This window comes from Marinobacter alkalisoli (assembly GCF_045449795.1).
In the GTDB taxonomy this organism is placed as follows: Bacteria; Pseudomonadota; Gammaproteobacteria; order Pseudomonadales; family Oleiphilaceae; genus Marinobacter.
This window is the reverse complement of sequence record NZ_JBJJLB010000025.1, coordinates 25,763-45,822: the sequence shown is the minus strand read 5'-3', so window position 1 is coordinate 45,822 and position 20,060 is coordinate 25,763. Positions and strand designations below refer to the sequence as shown.

The 20,060-nt window shown below is 58.4% G+C and carries 18 protein-coding genes; 16 read left to right on the top strand and 2 right to left on the bottom strand.

The window, feature by feature from the left end; all coding sequences use genetic code 11:
- Positions 1 to 11 precede the first annotated feature (11 nt).
- Together ACJO3M_RS12115 and ACJO3M_RS12110 are read right to left on the bottom strand one after the other, a co-directional pair.
- A complete protein-coding gene (locus tag ACJO3M_RS12115; protein ID WP_407001614.1) occupies positions 12 to 722 on the bottom strand; it encodes a 4'-phosphopantetheinyl transferase family protein in 711 nt (236 codons plus the stop codon).
- Between the two features lie 393 nt (positions 723 to 1,115).
- A complete protein-coding gene (locus ACJO3M_RS12110) occupies positions 1,116 to 2,936 on the bottom strand; it encodes an acyl-CoA dehydrogenase C-terminal domain-containing protein (protein ID WP_407001613.1) in 1,821 nt (606 codons plus the stop codon).
- Positions 2,937 to 3,182: 246 nt separating this feature from the next.
- On the opposite strand from ACJO3M_RS12110, the gene ACJO3M_RS12105 reads away from it, so the two are divergent.
- The 16 genes from ACJO3M_RS12105 (at position 3,183) to ACJO3M_RS12030 (ending at position 19,952) form a co-directional block, all read left to right on the top strand.
- A complete protein-coding gene (locus ACJO3M_RS12105; RefSeq protein WP_407001612.1) occupies positions 3,183 to 3,752 on the top strand; it encodes a DUF3833 domain-containing protein in 570 nt (189 codons plus the stop codon).
- Between the two features lie 11 nt (positions 3,753 to 3,763).
- Entirely contained in the window at positions 3,764 to 4,858 is a 1,095-nt protein-coding gene (locus ACJO3M_RS12100) for an efflux RND transporter periplasmic adaptor subunit (protein WP_407001611.1), read from the top strand.
- 3 nt (positions 4,859 to 4,861) lie between these two features.
- Positions 4,862 to 8,008: an efflux RND transporter permease subunit gene (locus ACJO3M_RS12095; protein WP_407001610.1), complete on the top strand. Its 3,147-nt coding sequence runs from the start codon at positions 4,862 to 4,864 to the stop codon at positions 8,006 to 8,008.
- Positions 8,009 to 8,392: 384 nt separating this feature from the next.
- Entirely contained in the window at positions 8,393 to 10,279 is a 1,887-nt protein-coding gene (gene mnmG / locus ACJO3M_RS12090; protein WP_407001609.1) for a tRNA uridine-5-carboxymethylaminomethyl(34) synthesis enzyme MnmG, read from the top strand.
- Between the two features lie 9 nt (positions 10,280 to 10,288).
- Positions 10,289 to 10,933, top strand: coding sequence for a 16S rRNA (guanine(527)-N(7))-methyltransferase RsmG (rsmG, locus tag ACJO3M_RS12085; RefSeq protein ID WP_407001608.1), 645 nt, complete (start codon positions 10,289 to 10,291; stop codon positions 10,931 to 10,933).
- Positions 10,934 to 10,955: 22 nt separating this feature from the next.
- Entirely contained in the window at positions 10,956 to 11,750 is a 795-nt protein-coding gene (locus ACJO3M_RS12080) for a ParA family protein (protein WP_406988756.1), read from the top strand.
- A 50-nt stretch (positions 11,751 to 11,800) separates the two neighbouring features.
- Positions 11,801 to 12,673, top strand: coding sequence for a ParB/RepB/Spo0J family partition protein (locus ACJO3M_RS12075; RefSeq protein WP_407001718.1), 873 nt, complete (start codon positions 11,801 to 11,803; stop codon positions 12,671 to 12,673).
- Positions 12,674 to 12,881: 208 nt separating this feature from the next.
- Positions 12,882 to 13,274: an ATP synthase subunit I gene (locus ACJO3M_RS12070; RefSeq protein ID WP_407001607.1), complete on the top strand. Its 393-nt coding sequence runs from the start codon at positions 12,882 to 12,884 to the stop codon at positions 13,272 to 13,274.
- A 15-nt stretch (positions 13,275 to 13,289) separates the two neighbouring features.
- Entirely contained in the window at positions 13,290 to 14,144 is an 855-nt protein-coding gene (gene atpB, locus ACJO3M_RS12065; protein WP_406988751.1) for a F0F1 ATP synthase subunit A, read from the top strand.
- A 56-nt stretch (positions 14,145 to 14,200) separates the two neighbouring features.
- Positions 14,201 to 14,428, top strand: coding sequence for a F0F1 ATP synthase subunit C (atpE, locus tag ACJO3M_RS12060; RefSeq protein WP_203299202.1), 228 nt, complete (start codon positions 14,201 to 14,203; stop codon positions 14,426 to 14,428).
- A gap of 94 nt (positions 14,429 to 14,522) precedes the next feature.
- The gene (locus ACJO3M_RS12055; RefSeq protein ID WP_406988749.1) at positions 14,523 to 14,993 is read left to right on the top strand and encodes a F0F1 ATP synthase subunit B; all 471 of its coding nucleotides are present in this window, start codon (positions 14,523 to 14,525) and stop codon (positions 14,991 to 14,993) included.
- Between the two features lie 12 nt (positions 14,994 to 15,005).
- The gene (locus ACJO3M_RS12050) at positions 15,006 to 15,542 is read left to right on the top strand and encodes a F0F1 ATP synthase subunit delta (RefSeq protein ID WP_407001606.1); all 537 of its coding nucleotides are present in this window, start codon (positions 15,006 to 15,008) and stop codon (positions 15,540 to 15,542) included.
- A 28-nt stretch (positions 15,543 to 15,570) separates the two neighbouring features.
- The gene (gene atpA, locus ACJO3M_RS12045) at positions 15,571 to 17,115 is read left to right on the top strand and encodes a F0F1 ATP synthase subunit alpha (RefSeq protein ID WP_407001605.1); all 1,545 of its coding nucleotides are present in this window, start codon (positions 15,571 to 15,573) and stop codon (positions 17,113 to 17,115) included.
- Between the two features lie 66 nt (positions 17,116 to 17,181).
- Positions 17,182 to 18,042 carry a F0F1 ATP synthase subunit gamma gene (atpG, locus tag ACJO3M_RS12040; protein ID WP_407001604.1) on the top strand — a complete coding sequence of 287 codons (861 nt, stop codon included), beginning with the start codon at positions 17,182 to 17,184 and terminating at the stop codon, positions 18,040 to 18,042.
- Between the two features lie 55 nt (positions 18,043 to 18,097).
- Positions 18,098 to 19,492, top strand: coding sequence for a F0F1 ATP synthase subunit beta (gene atpD / locus ACJO3M_RS12035; protein WP_407001603.1), 1,395 nt, complete (start codon positions 18,098 to 18,100; stop codon positions 19,490 to 19,492).
- Positions 19,493 to 19,529: 37 nt separating this feature from the next.
- Complete coding sequence (locus ACJO3M_RS12030) at positions 19,530 to 19,952, top strand: F0F1 ATP synthase subunit epsilon (RefSeq protein WP_406988743.1); 423 nt, start codon at positions 19,530 to 19,532, stop codon at positions 19,950 to 19,952.
- Positions 19,953 to 20,060: the final 108 nt, after the last annotated feature.

Here is a 20,060-nt window from a genome sequence, read left to right as displayed (position 1 = left end):
GCTGGTTTGAGTTAGGAGGAGCGGCCAGGTAACAGGGTCAACGTGGCCAGGGTGTCTTCATCCAGAAAGCGGTAATGAGCCTGGAAGTCGGTGTACTTCGGGAGTTGGGCGTGCAACTGTTCGTTGAGTTGGAAGGAAATGATTTGCCTGTGAGTATCAATGTGGACGACGGTAACCGCATCAAAGTCAAAATAGTGGCCGACCAGTGGGTAGGCGGACTTGAAGAAGCTCTCTTTTAACGAGAAGAGCAGAGTGAAGACCGTTCTGGGATTCAGGTTGTCACAGCCCAGCAAGCGGTGTTCCTCTCTGACCAGAACCAGGTCACGGGACTGTTCCAGCGTCTCCTCGCTGACGATGTTTTCAATGTCGACTCCGATGCTCCGGGTTTTGGGATCGGTGCTGACAAGCGCGCATGCCCAGGCCCGGCTGTGACTGATCGATCCCTTGACGCCGCGGGGCCATAACGGACATCCGTGTGGCCCGATCTCCACCGGCTCTCTACCAAGGCCCAGTGCCGACAGTGCCTTGCGGGCGCAATATCGACCTGCGAGAAACTCCGCCCTGCGTTTGGCGACAGCACGATTCAACGAGGCTGGAAAAGGAATGCCCAGGGTAGGGTACAGGCTGTCCCTGTAGCCATCCCGGTTGTACTTACACCAGTACTGGTCAAATCCAGATGGCAGGGTCAGTGGATAGGCACAGGGGGTAATGAATGGTGTCATGGGGCTGTCGTATCATCAGGCCAGGTATCGAGTGGCCGTATGGGCAAAAGGCGATGGGGTACCGCGACTCAAATCCAGCATGTGGGTAACCTTGAATACGGGTGGGGAAGGCAGCTGAGTTTATAAGTGTCACTCTTTAATATCAATGATAATAGTTCTCATATGAGTCACGCTTTGGTTCAATCGCCCACCGCGGATCGTCCCGATGCGTCGGATGGTGTTCGTTCAGATTCGGAGTACTTGGATACTGGTGAACTGACGGGATACTTGGAAAAGGCGCTGTCCGCGTCCACTTGAGCAGTTACTCCAAGGCTCCCGCCGTGGGGGCTGATGGGCGGCGAGCCCTGGCCCCCTAGTCGCGGGAATGGTTAGTAGCGGGAATGGTAATCAACGCTAGCCGTTGAATGCCATATGCTCGGCATCCAGCTGCATCAGGTTCTTACTGGGGCTGAGCATGCTGGTAGCGTGGGCCTGTGCGCGGGGCAACAGGCGTTCGTAATAGAACTCCGCGGTGGCCAGTTTGGCCTTGTAGAATTCCTCGGACTCGTCACCGCCGTTGTCCAGTTTGTCGGCTGCGACTGCCGCCTGACGCGCCCAGATGTAGGCCATGGACACATAACCGCTGTACATCAGGAAATCGTGGGCGGCGGAGCTGACCACATCCCGGTCCTTGCGTGCCGCCAGCATCAGGCGAACGGTCAGCAGGTTCCATTGCGCGGTGAGCTTCAGCAGTTCCACCGCGAACGGCCGCAGGCGTTTGTCGGTCAGGTGCTTGCGGGCGAAGTTGGCGATGATCAGGGTGAACTCGCGTACCGCCCCGCCCTGGGTCATCAGCAACACCTTACGGCCCAGCAGGTCCAGTGCCTGGATGCCGGTGGTGCCTTCGTACAGCGTGGCAATCCGGGTATCGCGGGCAATCTGTTCCATACCGTGTTCACGGATGTAGCCGTGGCCGCCGAAGACCTGCATGCCAATATTCGCTGCCTCGTTACCCAGTTCGGTGAGGAAGCCCTTGAGGATCGGGGTCAGGAAGCCGAGCTTGTCGTCGTATTTGTCGGCTTTTTTCTCATCACCTTCCGCATAACCTTCCACCATGTGATCCGCCACCCGGGCCGCGTAGTACAGCATCCCGCGTCCGCCTTCGGCGATGGCTTTCTGGGTCAGCAGCATGCGGCGTACATCGGCGTGGTGAATCAGTGCATCAGCGACATGTTCAGGATCTTTCTTGCCGGACAGCGCACGCATCGAGCGACGCTCCTTGGCATAGTCCAGTGCCCACTGGTACGACAATTCCGCTGGGCCAACGCCCTGGATGGCGGTACCAATACGGGCGGAGTTCATGAAGGTGAACATACAGTTCAGGCCTTCGTTCTCGGGCCCGATCAGGAAAGCGGAGGCGTCATCAAAGTTCATCACGCAGGTCGCGGACGCCTTGATGCCCATTTTCTTTTCCAGGCTGCCACAGGTCACGCCGTTGCGCTCGCCGACACCACCGTTGCCGTCCGGCAGGAACTTGGGAACGATGAACAGGCTGATGCCCTTGGTGCCCTTGGGCGCATCCGGCAGCCGGGCCAGCACGATGTGGACAATGTTTTCGGTCAGGTCATGGTCACCGGAGGAAATGAAGATCTTGGTGCCGGTGAGCTTGTAGCTGCCATCGGCCTGGGGTTCGGCCCTGGTTTTCACCTGGCCCAGGTCGGTACCGCACTGGGGTTCGGTCAGGCACATGGTGCCACCCCAGCGGCCTTCCGTCAGCGGCGTCAGGTAGGTCTGTTTCTGGTCCTCGGAGCCATGCAGGTAAATGGTGTTCATGGCGCCCAGGGACAGGCCCGGATACATCGAGAACGGCCAGTTGGCGGTGCCCATCATTTCCTGCTTCAGCAGACCCATGGAAGCCGGCAGGCCCTGACCGCCGTACTCTTCCGGCGCGGAGAGGCCCTGCCAGCCGCCCATGGCGTACTGTTCGTAGGCTTCCTTGTAGCCTTTTGGCGTGGTGACCACACCGTCTTCCAGCTTGCAGCCCTCTTCGTCGCCGGGCTGGTACAGCGGGCTGAGGACTTCCTCGCAGAACTTGCCGCACTCGCTGAGAATCGCCTCAACAATGTCCGGGGTGGCGTTTTCACCGCTCTTCAGTGAGGCGTAATGGCCCGGGTAGTCAAACACGTCGTTGAGCAGAAATTTCATGTCGCGCAGGGGCGCCTTGTAAACCGGCATAACAATACCTCTGTCCTGTCAGGGAATCGGGTGGAGGGCAACAGGCTCTCCGATAGGAAATGTTTTACGGCATTCAAACGGGTGTTCCATTGACGAAAACCGCCTGCCCGACTGTCAGAAAGGACAATTGGCTGAAATGACGATGCCGGTGCCGGGCTTCATGAAGGGTTGATCGAAAACCTGGCTATGGGCGTATTTTCAGGAAGATAACGTGCGAATGAATTCTGTTTCGGGAGTGTAAAAGTCATGCAAATACCCAGACCTTCGGCTGAACAGGCTGGCCCGCGGGTGTCCTTGTGGTTATTGTTGTCGGTACTGGTTCTGGCCGGCTGTGCCGGACCATCGCTGGACGAATACAGCGGTCGCGAACCTCAACTGGTCCCCGAGGCCTTTTTCAATGGCGAACTTTCCGCACGGGGTGTGGTCAAGGATTGGTCGGGTGCCGTCATCCGTACCTTTGACGCGGATATTGATGCCAACTGGGATGCCGAGGGCGTTGGCACGCTGGATGAAGTATTCCGCTTTGACGATGGCGAGGTACAGACCCGGACCTGGATACTGACGCCGTCCAACGACGGCTACCATGCCGATGCCGGTGACGTGGTGGAGCCTGGCACTATGCGGTGGCGGGGTAACGCCATTCACATGAACTATGTATTACGGGTGTCCTACGGCGATGGCACCATCGACGTCCGCATGGACGACTGGATGTACCTGGTGACACCGGACACGCTCATCAACCAGACCACCATGAGTAAGTGGGGGATGGATGTAGGGGAAGTGGTGTTGGTGATCACCAAAAACGATAAAGACTGATTGAGACACTTATGCTGAAGCAATGGCTGATCGCGCTGGTTCTGGTGGCTGTAGCAGTCGGTGGGGTCTTTGCCTACCGTTATATGGATCAGGGCCCGGACGGCGGCGATCAACGGGTCCGCCCGGCAAGCGTGGTCAATATCGCCACACCGAGTCTGGAAACCGTTCGGGACCGGGTTAATGCAGTGGGCAGCCTGAAAGCGCTGGAAGCCGTTGAACTGACCACCGAGGTCAGTGGCCGCGTGGTGGAGCTGAACCTGCGCAGCGGCCAGCGGGTAGACCGGGGCGATCTGTTACTTCGCCTGGACGATCGCCAGGCGCGGGCGGACGTGCGGGTGTCCGAAGCCCAGGTGGCGGATGCGCGGCGCCAATATGACCGGGCCCGCAGCCTGCGTTCAAACAACAGCATTTCCCAGTCTCAGGTGGATGAACTGCGAACCACCCTGGACGTGGCGCAGGCCCAACTGGAAGCGGCGCGAACCCGTCTGGATAATCATCGCATCACGGCTCCGTTCAGCGGTGTCGTGGGGCTGAGTGATATCAGCCTGGGGGCTTACCTGGAATCCGGCACTGCTGTTGCGACCCTGGACTCCACTGATCGTATGGAGCTGGGTTTTGCCATTCCCGAACGGTTTCTGGGGCAGATCAACCTCGGTCAGGCGGTAGTGGGCGGTTCCCCTGCCTTCCCGGATGAAAACTTCGGTGGTGAACTGGTGGAGCTGGGTACCCGCATCAGCGAATTGAGCCGCACCCTGCCGGTGAGGGCGTTGATCGATAACCCTGACGGCAAACTCCGTCCCGGCCAGTTCATGTCAGCCAGCCTGACCCTGCGTGAGCGCCAGGCCCTGGTGATTCCGGAACAGGCGGTGCTGATGCGCGGCGCCGACAAGTATGTGTTCATTGCCGAAGATGGCAAGGCGCGCCGGGTGTCCGTGACCCTCGGTTCACGTCAGCCGGGATGGGTGGAAGTGTCGGACGGGCTGGCGGCGGATGATCCGGTCATCATCACCGGCCAGGACCGGCTCAGCAGCGGCGATCGCATCGAGGTGGTGGAAGACGACAAGGCGATTCCGGACAACCGCTTTGCCACATCGCTGGAGTCGTAATCCATGATCCTGTCCGATGTATCGATCAAACGCCCGGTCTTTGCCACCGTCCTGAGCCTGTTGATTCTGGTTTTCGGCCTGGCCGCCCTGCTGGGTCTGCCGGTGCGGGAGTATCCCGATATCGATCCGCCGGTGGTGTCGATATCCACTGACTATATCGGCGCGGCCGCCGAAGTGGTGGATACCCAGATTACCCAGGTTATCGAAGGCGCGATCAGTGGTATCGAGGGCATCCGTTCCATTGAGTCCAGCACCGAGCAGGGTGAATCCCGCACCAGCATTGAATTCAACACCTCCCGCAACGTCGATATTGCCGCCAATGATGTCCGTGATGCCGTCTCCCGGGTCAGTAACGAGCTCCCGGAAGAAGCCGATCCCCCTGTGGTGAGCAAGGCCGATTCCGATGCCCGCCCGATGATGTGGATAACGCTTCGCAGTGACATCTGGGACAGCGCCGAACTGAGCGATTTTGCCGACCGTGTGCTGGCGGACCGGCTTTCGGTACTGGATGGCGTGGCGGATGTGCGTATTGGCGGCGAACGCCGCTACGCCATTCGTGTCTGGCTGGACCGGGAGCGGCTGGCGGCCCGCGATATTACCGTGGCGGAAGTGGAGCGCGCGTTGCGGGCGAACAATGTGGAACTGCCGGCGGGCTCGGTGGAGTCCGCCACCCGCGACTTCACCGTGCGCGCCGAAGGCCGGTTATCCACAGTGGAAGAGTTCCGCGAACTGGTGATCCGCCGCGATGGCAATGACCTCCTGCGTCTTGGTGAAGTGGCGAACGTCCAGATGGGGGTGGAATCGGACACCAGCCGCCTGCGGGCCAATGGCCAGACCGCCATTGGCATGGGGGTGATCCGGCAGTCCAAGGCCAACACCGTGGCGGTGTCGGACCTGGTGCAGCAGGAACTGGAGAAGATCCGCGAGACCCTGCCGCCGGAAATCACCATTGCCGAAAGCTACGACGAATCCATTTTCATCCGTGCCTCCATCAAGGAAGTGATGATCACCCTGGCCATCGCGGTGTCGCTGGTGATCCTGGTAATTTTCGTGTTCCTGCGATCCTGGCGGGCAACACTGATCCCCGCCGTAACCATCCCGGTGGCAGTGATCGGCGCCTTCATCGGTCTGGGCGCCCTGGGTTTTTCCATCAACGTGCTGACATTGCTGGCGGTGATCCTCGCCATCGGTCTGGTGGTGGACGATGCCATCGTCATGCTAGAGAACATCCAGCGCCGTATTGATGACGGCGAGCCGCCGTTGCTGGCTTCCTACCGTGGCGCCAAGCAGGTGGCGTTTGCGGTTATAGCCACCACTCTCACGCTTGTCGCGGTGTTTGTTCCCATCTCGTTTATGGGCGGGAACATTGGCCGGCTGTTTGCGGAATTCGGCTTTACCCTGGCGGCCGCTGTGGTGGTGTCCAGTCTGGTGGCGCTGACCCTGGCCCCGATGCTGTGCTCGAAATGGCTGAAACACAGCCCGGAAACCGAGGAGGGTCACCGGCTCTGGAGCGCCATTGAGAAAGTGTTGAATGGCCTCACCCGGGGCTATGAGCGCATGTTGCGGTTCTCCCTGCGCCAGCCGGGTTTGCTGCTTGGCCTCGGGCTGGTGGGCATGGTGCTGATTGCGGTGGTGTTTCCCAAGCTGCCCCAGGAACTGGCGCCGATTGAAGACCGTGGCGTGATAATCATGCCGGTCAGCGCACCCCGGGGATCGACGGTGGAATACACCGATCATCACGTGAAAAAGGCCGAAGAACAGTTGCTACCCTACCTGGAGGAGGGAATTGCCGATCGTCTGCTCTCTATCGTCGGGTTCCGTAATGAGGCCGACAATGCCTTCTTGATCATGGGGCTCACCCCCTGGGAACAGCGGGATATCAAGCAACAACAGGTCACCAGCGAACTCCGGGGCCAGCTTGCCGGTATTCCCGGCATCCGCGCCGTGGCGGTGAATCCGCCGGGGCTGGGGCAGCGGGGGTTCAACCAGCCGGTGGAAATCGTGGTTGGTGGTCCGGACTATGAATCGGTCCAGGCCTGGAGTGAGGAACTGCTGGAACGGGCCAAGGAGAATCCGGACCTGCTGAATCTTGAGACCGATTTCGAGCTGACCCGGCCGGAGTTGCGGGTGAATATCGACCGCGAACGGGCGGCGGACCTGGACATCACGGTGGAGGATGTGGGGCTGACCCTGCAGACCATGCTGGCGTCCCGCCAGGTGACCACCTATGTCGATCGCGGTCGGGAATACGACGTTATTGTGCAGGCGGCGGATGCCGATCGCGCCACGCCTGAGGACCTTGGCCAGGTCTTCCTCCGCCCCCGTGAGGGCGGTGCGCTGATTCCCATGGAAGCCCTGGTGTCGGTGCGTGAAATCGGCGCCAATCCCGACCTGCGGCGCATTGATCGCTTGCCGGCGGTGGTTATCAGCGGCTCGCTCGCCGACGGTTACGATCTGGGCTCGGCCCTGACGTACCTGAATAACCTGGCTGTGGATAATCTGCCCCCGGAGGCCCGCATCAGCTACAAGGGGCTCAGCCGTGAATTTCAGGACTCCTCGGCGGCCATTTACCTGACTTTCGGGCTGGCCTTCGTCATCGTCTTCCTGGTGCTGGCGGCGCAGTTCGAAAGCTGGATACACCCGCTGATCATCATGCTGTCGGTCCCGTTGGCGGTCACCGGCGCGCTGTTTGCGCTGTATTGGGCCGGCATCAGCCTGAACATATACAGCCAGATTGGTATCGTCATGCTGCTGGGGCTGATGGCCAAGAACGGCATCCTGATCGTGGAGTTCGCCAACCAGCTCCGGGACAAGGGCTATGAAGTCCGGGATGCCATCCTTGAAGGGGCTATCCTGCGCTTCCGGCCGGTACTGATGACCACCATTTCGACGGTGTTTGGCGCCATACCGCTGGTGATCGCTACCGGTGCCGGAGCTGAAAGCCGCGCTTCCATCGGTGTGGTGATCCTGGGCGGGCTGGTATTCGCCACCACCCTGACCCTGTTCATCATCCCGGTGCTGTACAACCTGCTGGCACGCTTTGCCAAGTCCACCAACGCGGTGGCGGTGGAGTTGGAGAAGCAGGCCAGCCAGTCCGGTGGCGGCCAGGGGCTGGCAACTGCGCCACAAAAGCGGGCGGATGATTTCTGACCGGCTTTTGCCCGTTCCCTGTCTGTCAGCTGTGGATAAAGGTTTGAATAAGCTACGGACAAGCGTTGGATGAATATAATTGAATTCAATAAAAACAATAAGTTATTGTGCATTTTCGGCTGTATAATAAGTGTTCTTGCATGTGGATAACTTTCTTGAAAACTTTTCTGAGAACAGTTTTCCAAGCCACTGAAAATATAACGATTTCTGTCTCGTTGTTGTCCCACAGGGCATGCCGCGTGGCCTCTTCGGCATGGTTGCCCCGGGGCGTTGGTTTTCATTGTTGGCCGCTCTGGTTAAAATTTGCACATTCTGACTGCATTTTCCGGGGCAAGGCGTTATACTCCCCGCCCTGTTTTTATCCCCCGATTTCCGAGGTGAACTGTGGATTTTCCGAGCCGTTTCGATGTCATTGTCATTGGTGGTGGCCATGCCGGTACCGAGGCCGCGCTGGCGGCCGCACGCATGGGTTCGCAAACCCTGCTGCTGACTCACAACATTGAGACCCTGGGGCAGATGTCTTGCAATCCGGCCATTGGTGGCATTGGCAAGAGTCATCTGGTCAAGGAAATCGACGCCCTGGGCGGCGCCATGGCCGAGGCCACGGATCAGGCCGGTATCCAGTTCCGCGTGCTGAACAGCCGCAAAGGGCCTGCGGTTCGTGCGACCCGTGCCCAGGCGGATCGGGTGCTGTACAAGGCGGCCATCCGTCATACCTTGGAAAACCAGCCCAACCTGACGCTGTTTCAGCAGGCGGCGGACGACCTGATTGTGGAAAACGATCAGGTCACCGGCGTAGTCACCCAGACCGGTATCCGCTTTAATGCCCGGACGGTGGTGCTGACCACCGGTACATTCCTGGGTGGGGTTATCCACATCGGCATGCAGCAGCATTCCGGTGGTCGTGCCGGCGATGCACCGGCCAACGCCCTGGCCAAGCGCCTGCGGGAGCTGCCGTTCAACGTTGGTCGCCTGAAGACCGGCACCCCGCCACGGATCGACGCCCGCTCTGTGGATTTCTCGGTGATGCAGGAACAGTGGGGGGATGATCCCACCCCGGTCATGTCGTTCATCGGCAGCCGTGCCCAGCATCCCGAGCAGGTGTGCTGTTACGTCACCCGTACCACCGAACAGACTCACGACATCATCCGCAGCGGCTTTGACCGTTCGCCGATGTTTGCCGGCAATATCGAGGGTATTGGTCCACGTTACTGCCCGTCCATCGAGGACAAGGTCAACCGTTTTGCCGACAAGAACTCCCACCAGATCTTTGTGGAGCCGGAAGGGCTGACCACCAACGAGCTCTACCCCAACGGTATTTCCACCAGCCTGCCGTTTGATATCCAGCTGGCGGCGGTGCGTTCCATCCCGGGGTTCGAGAATGCCCATATTACCCGGCCCGGTTACGCCATCGAGTATGACTTCCTGAACCCCCAGGATTTGCGTCATACCCTGGAAACCAAGTTTATCCAGGGCCTGTATTTTGCCGGCCAGATCAATGGCACCACCGGTTATGAAGAGGCCGGCGCCCAGGGCCTGCTGGCAGGCATCAACGCCGCGCTGAAAGCCCAGGACAAGGACGAATGGTATCCGCGCCGCGATGAGGCCTATCTGGGTGTACTGGTGGACGACCTGATTACCATGGGTACCTCCGAGCCCTACCGCATGTTCACCAGCCGTGCCGAATACCGGCTGATCCTGCGGGAAGATAACGCCGACCTGCGCCTGACCGAAACCGGCCGCAAGCTGGGTCTGGTGGATGACGACCGCTGGCAGAAGTTCAACGACAAGCGTGAAGCCATTGCCACCGAGCGCAGTCGCCTGGAATCCACCCGCATTCATCCGAATACGGACGCCGGCGAACGCGCCAACGGGTTCCTTAAACAGCCGATGAGCCGCGACCAGTCGCTGGCGGAACTGCTGCGTCGTCCCGAGATTGCCTACAAGCACGTGGCCGACATCGGCGCGGCTCAGGCGGAGGACCCGGTGGTGGCCGACCAGGTGGAAATCGAGATCAAGTACGAAGGGTATATTTCCCGTCAGACCGACGAGATCGAGCGCCTGCGCCGCAACGAGAACACTGCGTTGCCGGTGGATCTGGACTACGATGCTATTGGCGGCCTGTCCAACGAGATCAAGCAGAAGCTCAAGACCGTACGGCCGGAAACCGTGGCCCAGGCCTCGCGCATCCAGGGCGTGACGCCGGCGGCGGTATCCCAGTTGCTGGTGCACCTGAAAAAGCGCGACCTGTTGCGCAAGCAGACGGCCTGATCCGCGCTTATGAGTGACGCACTCTGGCAGCGCCAGCTCGAGGACGGGCTGGCGGACATGGGGCTTGACCTCAACGCACACCAGCAGCAGCAACTGCTGGCCTTTCTGGCGTTGTTGAACAAGTGGAACCGCGCCTACAATCTCACGGCGGTGCGTGATCCCCGGGACATGGTGTCACGCCAGCTGCTGGACAGCCTCAGCATCCTGTCATTTGTGACCGCGGAGCATCTGCTGGACGTGGGCGCCGGCGGTGGCCTGCCTGGTATTCCCCTGGCCATTGCCCTGCCGGACAAGCGGTTTACCCTGCTCGACAGCAACAGCAAGAAAACCCGGTTCCTGACCCAGTGCGTGCTGGAACTGGGTCTGGAGAATGTCGAGATCATTCACGGCCGCGCCGAAAGCTGCGATCCCGACCTCCGGTTCAGCCAGGTCAGCAGCCGGGCCTTTACCGCGCTGGAGAACCTGGTGACCTGGTGCGGGGATTTATTGGCAGATGATGGTGAGTTCCTTGCCATGAAAGGCCAGTTTCCGGATGATGAAGTAGCTGCGCTTCCGGCAGGATGGCAGGTAAAATCCCGCCATCCGTTGCACGTACCCGCCTCAGACGGCGAACGGCACCTGCTGGTGATCGACCGGGCGGGGCAACCCCAGTAATCCAGTATCAAGGAGGCAAGACATGGCGCGCGTGATTGCAGTGACCAATCAGAAAGGCGGTGTGGGTAAAACCACCACCTGCGTGAACCTTGCCGCCTCCCTGGCTGCGACCAAGCGCCGGGTATTGCTGGTGGATATGGATCCCCAGGGCAACGCCACCATGGGCAGTGGTGTGGATAAAAATGCCCTGGAACTGTCGGGCTATGACATGCTGACCAAGCGCGCCACTGCCGCCGAAGTGACCTTCCTGGCCGAAGCCTCCGGTTTTGATCTGTTGCCCGCCAATGGCGACCTGACCGCCGCGGAAGTGGAACTGATGAACGAGATCGGTCGCGAACACCGCCTGCGCCTGGCCCTCAATACCGTTCGTGACAACTACGATTACATCCTGATCGACTGCCCGCCGTCCCTCAGTCTGCTGACCGTCAACGCCCTGTCCGCTGCGGACACCGTGTTGATTCCCATGCAGTGTGAGTACTACGCCCTGGAGGGGCTGGCGGCATTGATGAACACCGTCGAGCAGATTCAGGAAACAGTGAATCCCAATCTGCAGATCGAGGGTATCCTGCGTACCATGTACGATCCCCGCAACAGCCTGACCCTGGATGTGTCTGGTCAGCTCAGCGAGTATTTCGGTGACAAGGTCTACCGGGCGGTGATTCCCCGCAATGTGCGCCTGGCGGAAGCGCCCAGTTATGGCGTGCCGGCGCTGAAATATGATCGTGCCTCCAAAGGGGCTGTGGCGTACCTGGCATTGGCCGGAGAAATGGTCCGTCGCCACAAAGCGCAAAAGACATCCACGGCCGTTGCCGTGTAGACTACCTCTCCTTTGCACACTGATTTTCACCGGGAAGAATGACAGACACCATGGCGGCGAAGAAACGAGGACTGGGTGAGCGCGGGCTGGGCGCCCTGCTACAGGGTTCCAGGGTCAATCTGGATCAGGAGCTCCATGACCACGACGGTGAACTCCGCGAGGTGCCGATTGACCTGATTCAGCGTGGCCGTTTCCAGCCCCGCCGTGATATGGATCCGGCCGCCCTGCAGGAACTGGCCGATTCCATACGTCAGCAGGGTGTCATGCAGCCGGTCGTTATCCGCCCGATTGCCGAGGGCCGCTACGAGCTGATCGCTGGTGAACGTCGCTGGCGGGCCACCCAGATGGCCGAGTTGGACAGCATTCCCGCCATCATCCGTGATGTGCCGGACGAAGCCGCCATCGCCATGGCGCTGATCGAGAACATCCAGCGCGAAAACCTCAACCCCGTTGAAGAAGCGTTTGCCCTGCAGCGGCTGCAGGACGAATTCGGCCTGACCCAGGCCCAGGTGGCGGAAGCGGTGGGTAAAAGCCGCACCACCATCACCAACCTGTTGCGCCTGATCGGTCTGACCGAAGACGTCCGCCTGATGCTGGAACACGGTGATCTGGAGATGGGCCATGGCCGCGCCATGCTGACACTGCAGCCGGAACAGCAGATGCAGGTGGCGAAACAGGTGGTGGCCAAATCGCTGTCGGTTCGTCAGACTGAGGCGCTGGTTCGCCGCGTGCAGCAGGAAACGCCGGATCGCAAGAAGCCCCGGGGCGAAGTGGATCCGAACATCCGCGCGCTGCAGGACGATCTTGCCGAGCGCCTGGGTGCCCGGGTATCTATTGATCATGGCCAGAGAGGCAAGGGCAAACTGGTGATCGAATACAGCTCCCTGGACGAACTGGATGGGATTTTGGGCCACATCCGTTAAGGTTTGTGACATTTCATCCCAAAGTACCGTCTGAGCCTTAAACCACCACATGTCGTGATTGTGATGGTTAGAAAGCACAACTTGTGTGAAGTTGCTGTGATCTGGCGAGAGTTCTGGTTATTTTTCCACCAAATTTTCCCATCGGTTCTGTTGAACACCTCTCGGTTAACACATATAATTTCGCGCGCTTGGAATGACAGCAGGTGGTATGAGCAATAACCGATCACGAATCACCCGCTTACCTCTGGCCCGATGGTTGGCCATTGAGTTTACCGTTATCGTCATTCTGAGCCTGTTGTGGACTATAGAAAGTCGTTTGGCCGGGTATTCCGCTTTCGTAGGCGGTCTTATATTTGTCATACCAAACGCGTATTTTGCCCACCGGATGTACCGGTTTGAAGGCGCCCGACAGGCGCACCTGATGGTGGGAAACATGTTCCGGGCGGAAAGCATCAAGATCGCCCTTACCGCAGTGTTTTTTGCGGCCGTTTTCATCTTAATGGAGCCAGTACATGTACCGGCTCTGTTATTCACTTTTGCTGTGATGGTTGTGATGAGTGCAGTGTTGCGCTTCCTCATCCGGCCGCAACCACAGCGATGACTGGACGAGAGCAGTATGGCAGCTGATACCCCAGTAGAGTATATAAAGCACCACCTAACGAACCTCACCTACGGCAAACTCCCGGAAGGCTACGAGCGCGCGGACGGTACCCTTGTCGATGAAGCCACCTGGACGTTCGCACGAACTGCCCAGGAAGCTTCGGACATGGGCTTCATGGCGTTTCACGTAGACACCCTGGGCTGGTCCCTGTTCATGGGTATTCTCTTCCTCGGCTTGTTCCGCTTTGCGGCCAAGCGTGCAACCACCGGCGTACCAACTGGCCTGCAGAACGTGGTGGAGATGACCGTTGAATTTATCCAGGGCGTGGTGAGAGACGGTTTCCACGCCCGCAATCCGCTGATTGCGCCGCTGGCACTGACGGTCTTCGTCTGGATCCTGCTGATGAACACCCTGAAGCTGATCCCGGTCGACTACATCCCCACCATTGCCCACGCGATGGGACTGGAATACTTCAAGATCGTGCCGACCACCGATCCCAATGGTACCTTCGGTATCTCCCTCGGCGTGTTCCTGCTGATTATCTTCTACAGCCTGAAAGTGAAAGGCATCGGCGGCTTCGCCAAGGAACTGTCCATGCAGCCCTTTAACCACTGGCTGCTGATACCGTTCAACCTGTTCCTGGAAGTGCTGGTACTCATCGTTAAACCGATCAGTCTGGCATTGCGTCTGTTCGGCAACATGTACGCCGGTGAGGTCATATTTATCCTGATTGCGCTGCTGCCGCTGTGGGCCCAATGGACGCTGAACGTACCCTGGGCCATCTTCCATCTTTTGGTAATTACGCTGCAGGCCTTTATCTTTACAACGCTGACTGTGGTATATCTCAGCGCGGCGCACGAAGATCACTGATTAAAACGCTTTAAAACACAAACCCTTAACTATCTGAGAAAACTGAGGAGTCTTCAATGGAAATGGTATTTATTGCAGCAGCGATCATCATCGGTCTGGGCGCTCTGGCTACTGGCATCGGCTTCGGCCTGCTGGGTGGCAAGCTGCTCGAGTCCACTGCACGTCAGCCGGAAATGGCTAACCAGCTGCAAACCAAGACATTCATCATGGCTGGTCTGCTTGACGCGGTTCCGATGATCGGCGTTGGTATCGCGATGTACCTGATCTTCGTTGTTGCTGGTTAATCAGCCGTAAGATGCGGGCGCCGCTTCACTGAATTGAGGTCGCGCCCGATTTTCCGGACACCAGGACGCAACGAATAGCAAGAGGTATATTGCCGTGAATATAAACCTTACGTTGATAGGGCAATCGATTGCCTTCGCTATTTTCGTCTGGTTCTGCGTCAAATATGTATGGCCGCCGATTACCGCGGCCATGGAAGCGCGCCAGAAGAAAATTGCCGACGGCCTTTCTGCCGCAGATCGGGCATCCCTCGATCTGGAACTTGCGCAGGAGAAAGCCTCCAAGGAACTGCACAAGGCGAAAGAAGAAGCTGCAGCCCTGATTGACCAGGCCAACAAGCGTGCCGCCCAGATTGTCGAGGCGTCCAAAGACGATGCCCGCAAGGAAGGCGATCGGCTTATTGAGCAGGCCAGGGCGGAAATTCAACAGGAGCGTATTCAGGCTCGCGACGCACTGAGAGCAGAAGTGGCAGCACTTGCCGTTGCCGGTGCCGAGAAGATTCTGGAAACCTCTGTAGACGCCAAAGCTCACAGCGAGATGCTGGAAAAGCTGGCCGCAGAACTCTAAAAGAGGGTCATCATGGCAGAACTGACAACGTTAGCCCGACCCTACGCGAAAGCCGTTTTTGGTGCCGCGCAAGACCAGAACGCCGTTGATCTCTGGGATCAGGCTCTGGCTTTCGCCGCTCAGGTTGCGGCTGACCAAGAGGTAAAGAACATCCTGGCCAATCCCGGCCTGTCTGAGCAACGCAAGGCGGAACTCTTCGCTGACTGTTTTGAAGAGCCGCTGCCTGAAGCACTCAGAAACTTCCTGTTGATTCTTGCTGAAAGCAAGCGTCTGGTCCTGCTGCCGGAAGTTTCAGCCCTGTTCAACCTGTACCGTGCGGATCTTGAACGCACTGTAAACCTTCAGGTGAGCACGGCGTTTGAAATGACCGCGGAACAACAGCAGCAGCTAATCGACGCGCTGTCCAAAAAGCTGGAGCGCAAGGTGACCCTGGAAACCGCAGTGGATCAGTCCCTGATCGGCGGTGCAGTAGTAAACACGGGTGACCTGGTTATCGACGCTTCAGTCCGAGGCAAGCTGGCCAAGATGGCCAAGTCTCTGGGCTCCTGATTTCAGCACAAGGTTTGAGGACAAAGGCATGCAGCAACTGAATCCATCCGAGATCAGTGACATCATCAAGAAGAGAATCGAAAAGCTCGATATCTCTTCCGATGCTAAGAACGAAGGTACGATTCTCTCCGTTTCCGACGGTATCGTACTGATCCACGGTCTTGCCGACGTTATGTACGGTGAGATGATTGAATTTGCCAACGGCACTTACGGCATGGCGCTGAACCTGGAGCGCGATTCTGTTGGTGCGGTTGTACTGGGTGACTACGAAGATCTGGCTGAAGGCCAGAAAGTTCGTTGTACCGGTCGTATCCTGGAAGTTCCGGTTGGTCCGGAGCTGATGGGTCGTGTAGTCGACGGTCTGGGTAACCCGATTGACGGCAAGGGCGAGCTGGGCACTTCCCAGACCTCTCCGGTCGAGAAGGTTGCACCGGGCGTTATCGCCCGTCAATCCGTTGATGAGCCGGTACAGACCGGTCTGAAAGCGATCGATACCATGGTTCCGATCGGTCGTGGTCAGCGTGAGCTGATCATCGGTGACCGTCAGATCGGTAAGACTGCGGTTGCGATCGACGCGATCATCAACCAGAAGAACACCGGCATCAAGTGTATCTACGTTGCCGTTGGCCAGAAGCAGTCTTCCATCGCCGCGGTTGTCCGCAAGCTGGAAGAGCACGGCGCCATGGACCACACCATCGTGGTTGCTGCCGGTGCCGCTGACCCGGCCTCTATGCAGTTCCTCGCCCCGTACTCCGGTACCTCCATGGGTGAGTACTTCCGTGACCGTGGTGAAGACGCCCTGATCATTTACGATGACCTGTCCAAGCAGGCCGTCGCTTACCGTCAGATCTCCCTGCTGCTGCGTCGTCCGCCGGGCCGTGAAGCCTTCCCGGGTGACGTATTCTACCTGCACTCACGTCTGCTGGAGCGCGCATCCCGCGTGAACGCTGACTACGTAGAGCAGCTGACCAATGGTGAAGTGAAAGGCAAGACCGGTTCCCTGACCGCCCTGCCAATCATCGAGACCCAGGCCGGTGACGTATCCGCGTTCGTACCGACCAACGTGATCTCCATTACTGACGGTCAGATCTTCCTGGAAACCAACCTGTTCAACTCCGGTATCCGTCCGGCGATGAACGCCGGTATCTCCGTATCCCGGGTAGGTGGTTCAGCCCAGACCAAGATCATGAAAAAGCTCGGCGGTAACATCCGTCTGGCCCTCGCCCAGTACCGTGAACTGGCGGCGTTCGCCCAGTTCGCCTCTGACCTGGACGAAGCCACCCGGAAGCAGCTTGAGCACGGTCAGCGCGTTACCGAGCTGATGAAGCAGAACCAGTACAGCCCGATGTCCGTCGCGGAAATGGGTACCGTACTGTTCGCAGCTAACGAAGGTTTCCTGGACGATGTCGAGGTTAACAGTGTGGTTAAGTTCGAAGCGCAACTGCTGGACTGGATGCGTTCCGAACAGAAAGAACTGCTCGACAAGATCGGTGAAGACGGTAATTTCAATGACGAAATTACTGCCGGCCTGAAAGCTGCTCTGGAAAAATTCAAGACCACTCAAAGCTGGTAAGCCCGAGGCCCGCTGCGGCGGGCCCGTTGGTCTACATGAGTGTCTAACTTGAAAAGGCAGTGACTTATGGCCGTCGGAAAAGAAATACGTAACCAGATCGGAAGCATCAAGAGCACGCAGAAGATCACTTCCGCCATGGAAATGGTGGCGGCAAGTAAAATGCGTAAAGCTCAGGAACGCATGCAGGCGACTCGCCCGTATGCGCAAAAGATGCGTCAGGTAATCGGGCACATTGCCAAGGCAAACCAGGATTACCGACACCCGTTCATGCAGGATCGTGACGTCAAACGCGTGGGTTACATCGTGGTTTCCTCCGATCGGGGACTCTGTGGTGGCCTGAACGGCAACACGTTCAAGCTTCTCGTTCGTGAAATGCGTGAATGGAAAGGCAAAGGTGTTGAGACCGACCTCTGTGCCATCGGGCAGAAAGGTGCATCATTCTTCCGCAATTATGGCGGAAACGTGGTTGCCGCTCTGACCCATCTGGGCGACAACCCCAGTGCAGAACAGCTGATCGGTAACGTCAAGGTTATGCTCGACTCATTCGAATCAGGCAAGATTGACCGCCTGTACCTGGTGAGCAACGAGTTCGTGAACACCATGACGCAACAGCCGAAAGCGGAACAGCTTCTGCCGTTGCCTGAAGGCGAAGATGAAGAAGTCGGTCACCAGTGGGATTACATCTACGAGCCCGATGCACGCCCCATCCTGGATGGGCTGCTACCACGTTATATCGAATCCCAGGTGTATCAGGGAGTGGTAGAGAATCTGGCTTGCGAGCAGGCTGCTCGGATGATTGCCATGAAGAGCGCGACTGATAACGCTGGCAGCATCATTGACGAGCTTCAACTGGCTTATAACAAGGCCCGTCAGGCAGCCATTACGCAAGAGATATCGGAGATTGTGAGCGGCGCGGCTTCGGTTTGACCCGGCCCACAATCCTACTGGTTTTAATGACTATCAAGATAACGAGGAACCGAGCATGAGTAGCGGACACATCGTTCAGATCATTGGCGCGGTTATCGACGTGGAATTCCCACGTGACTCCGTGCCAGGCGTTTATGACGCACTGCTGCTTGAAGGTGGTGAGACAACTCTGGAAGTCCAGCAGCAGCTGGGTGACGGCATTGTACGTACCATCGCGATGGGCAGCACCGAAGGCCTCAAGCGTGGCCTGAAAGCAGAAAACACCGGCAAGCCGATTTCCGTGCCTGTTGGTACCAAGACTCTCGGCCGTATCATGGACGTTCTGGGTCGTCCCATCGACGAACAGGGCGAGATCGGCGAAGAAGAGCGTTGGGCGATTCACCGCAAGGCCCCGGGCTATGCCGACCAGGCGGCGTCTGCCGACCTGCTGGAAACCGGCATCAAGGTTATCGACCTGATCTGCCCGTTCGCCAAGGGTGGTAAAGTTGGCCTGTTCGGCGGCGCCGGTGTTGGTAAGACCGTTAACATGATGGAACTTATCAACAACATCGCCAAAGAGCACTCCGGTCTGTCCGTATTCGCCGGCGTAGGTGAGCGTACCCGTGAAGGTAACGACTTCTACTACGAAATGAAGGACTCCAACGTACTGGACAAGGTAGCCATGGTTTACGGGCAGATGAACGAGCCTCCCGGAAACCGTCTGCGTGTTGCCCTGACCGGCCTGACCATGGCCGAGAAGTTCCGGGACGAAGGTCGTGACGTACTGTTGTTCGTGGACAACATCTACCGTTACACCCTGGCCGGTACCGAGGTATCCGCACTGCTGGGCCGTATGCCGTCCGCGGTAGGTTACCAGCCGACGCTGGCCCAGGAAATGGGTGAGCTGCAGGAGCGTATCACCTCCACCAAGGCCGGTTCCATCACGTCCATCCAGGCGGTCTACGTACCGGCGGATGACCTGACTGACCCGTCTCCGGCAACCACCTTCTCGCACCTGGATGCGACCGTGGTACTGAGCCGTGACATCGCCTCAAAGGGTATCTACCCGGCGATCGATCCGCTCGACTCCACCTCCCGTCAGCTGGATCCGCTGGTGATCGGCGATCAGCACTACGATGTTGCCCGCGGCGTGCAGAACGTTCTGCAGCGCTACAAGGAACTGAAGGACATCATTGCGATTCTGGGTATGGACGAGCTGTCTGAAGACGACAAGCTGATCGTATCCCGCGCCCGTAAAATCGAGCGTTTCCTGTCCCAGCCGTTCCACGTTGCTGAAGTATTCACCGGTTCTCCCGGTAAGTACGTATCTCTGAAAGAGACTATCGCCAGCTTCGAGGGTATCCTCAATGGTGAATACGACGATATGCCGGAGCAGGCGTTCTACATGTGCGGCGGTATCGAAGAAGCGATTGAGAAGGCTAAGGCAATGAAGGCGAAGGAAGGTAAGTAATTCCTTTCTTCACTTTCTGACCCAAGAGGCGTAAGAAATGGCTATGACCGTACATTGTGACGTCGTTAGTGCCGAGGAGAAGATCTTCTCCGGCCTGGTGGAGATGCTGACCGCTACTGGTACCGAAGGTGAACTGGGTATCCAGTACGGCCACGCTCCGCTGCTAACGGCCCTGAAGCCCGGTGCAGTCAGGATCGTCAAGCAGGGTGGCGCCGAGGAAGTGCTGTACGTTTCCGGGGGTTACCTGGAAGTACAGCCCAACCTGGTGACCCTGATGGCCGATACCGCCGTTCGCGCGAAGGATGTGGACGAGGCAGCGGCACTGGAAGCCCAGCGCGAAGCCGAGAAGGCACTGGCAAACAAAACAGGCGAGTTCGAGTATTCCCGTGCCGCAGCAGAGTTGGCGGAAGCCGCCGCCCAGCTGCGCACCATCCAGAAACTGCGCAATCACATTCGTTAATAGCGATTGTCAGTCTGGTATCGCCTGATCTGAAGCCGCATCCCGAAGCGGATAGCCGGTTTCTTTCCGAATCGTCCGATTCGGAGGGAAATCCGCCATCTGTCAGGG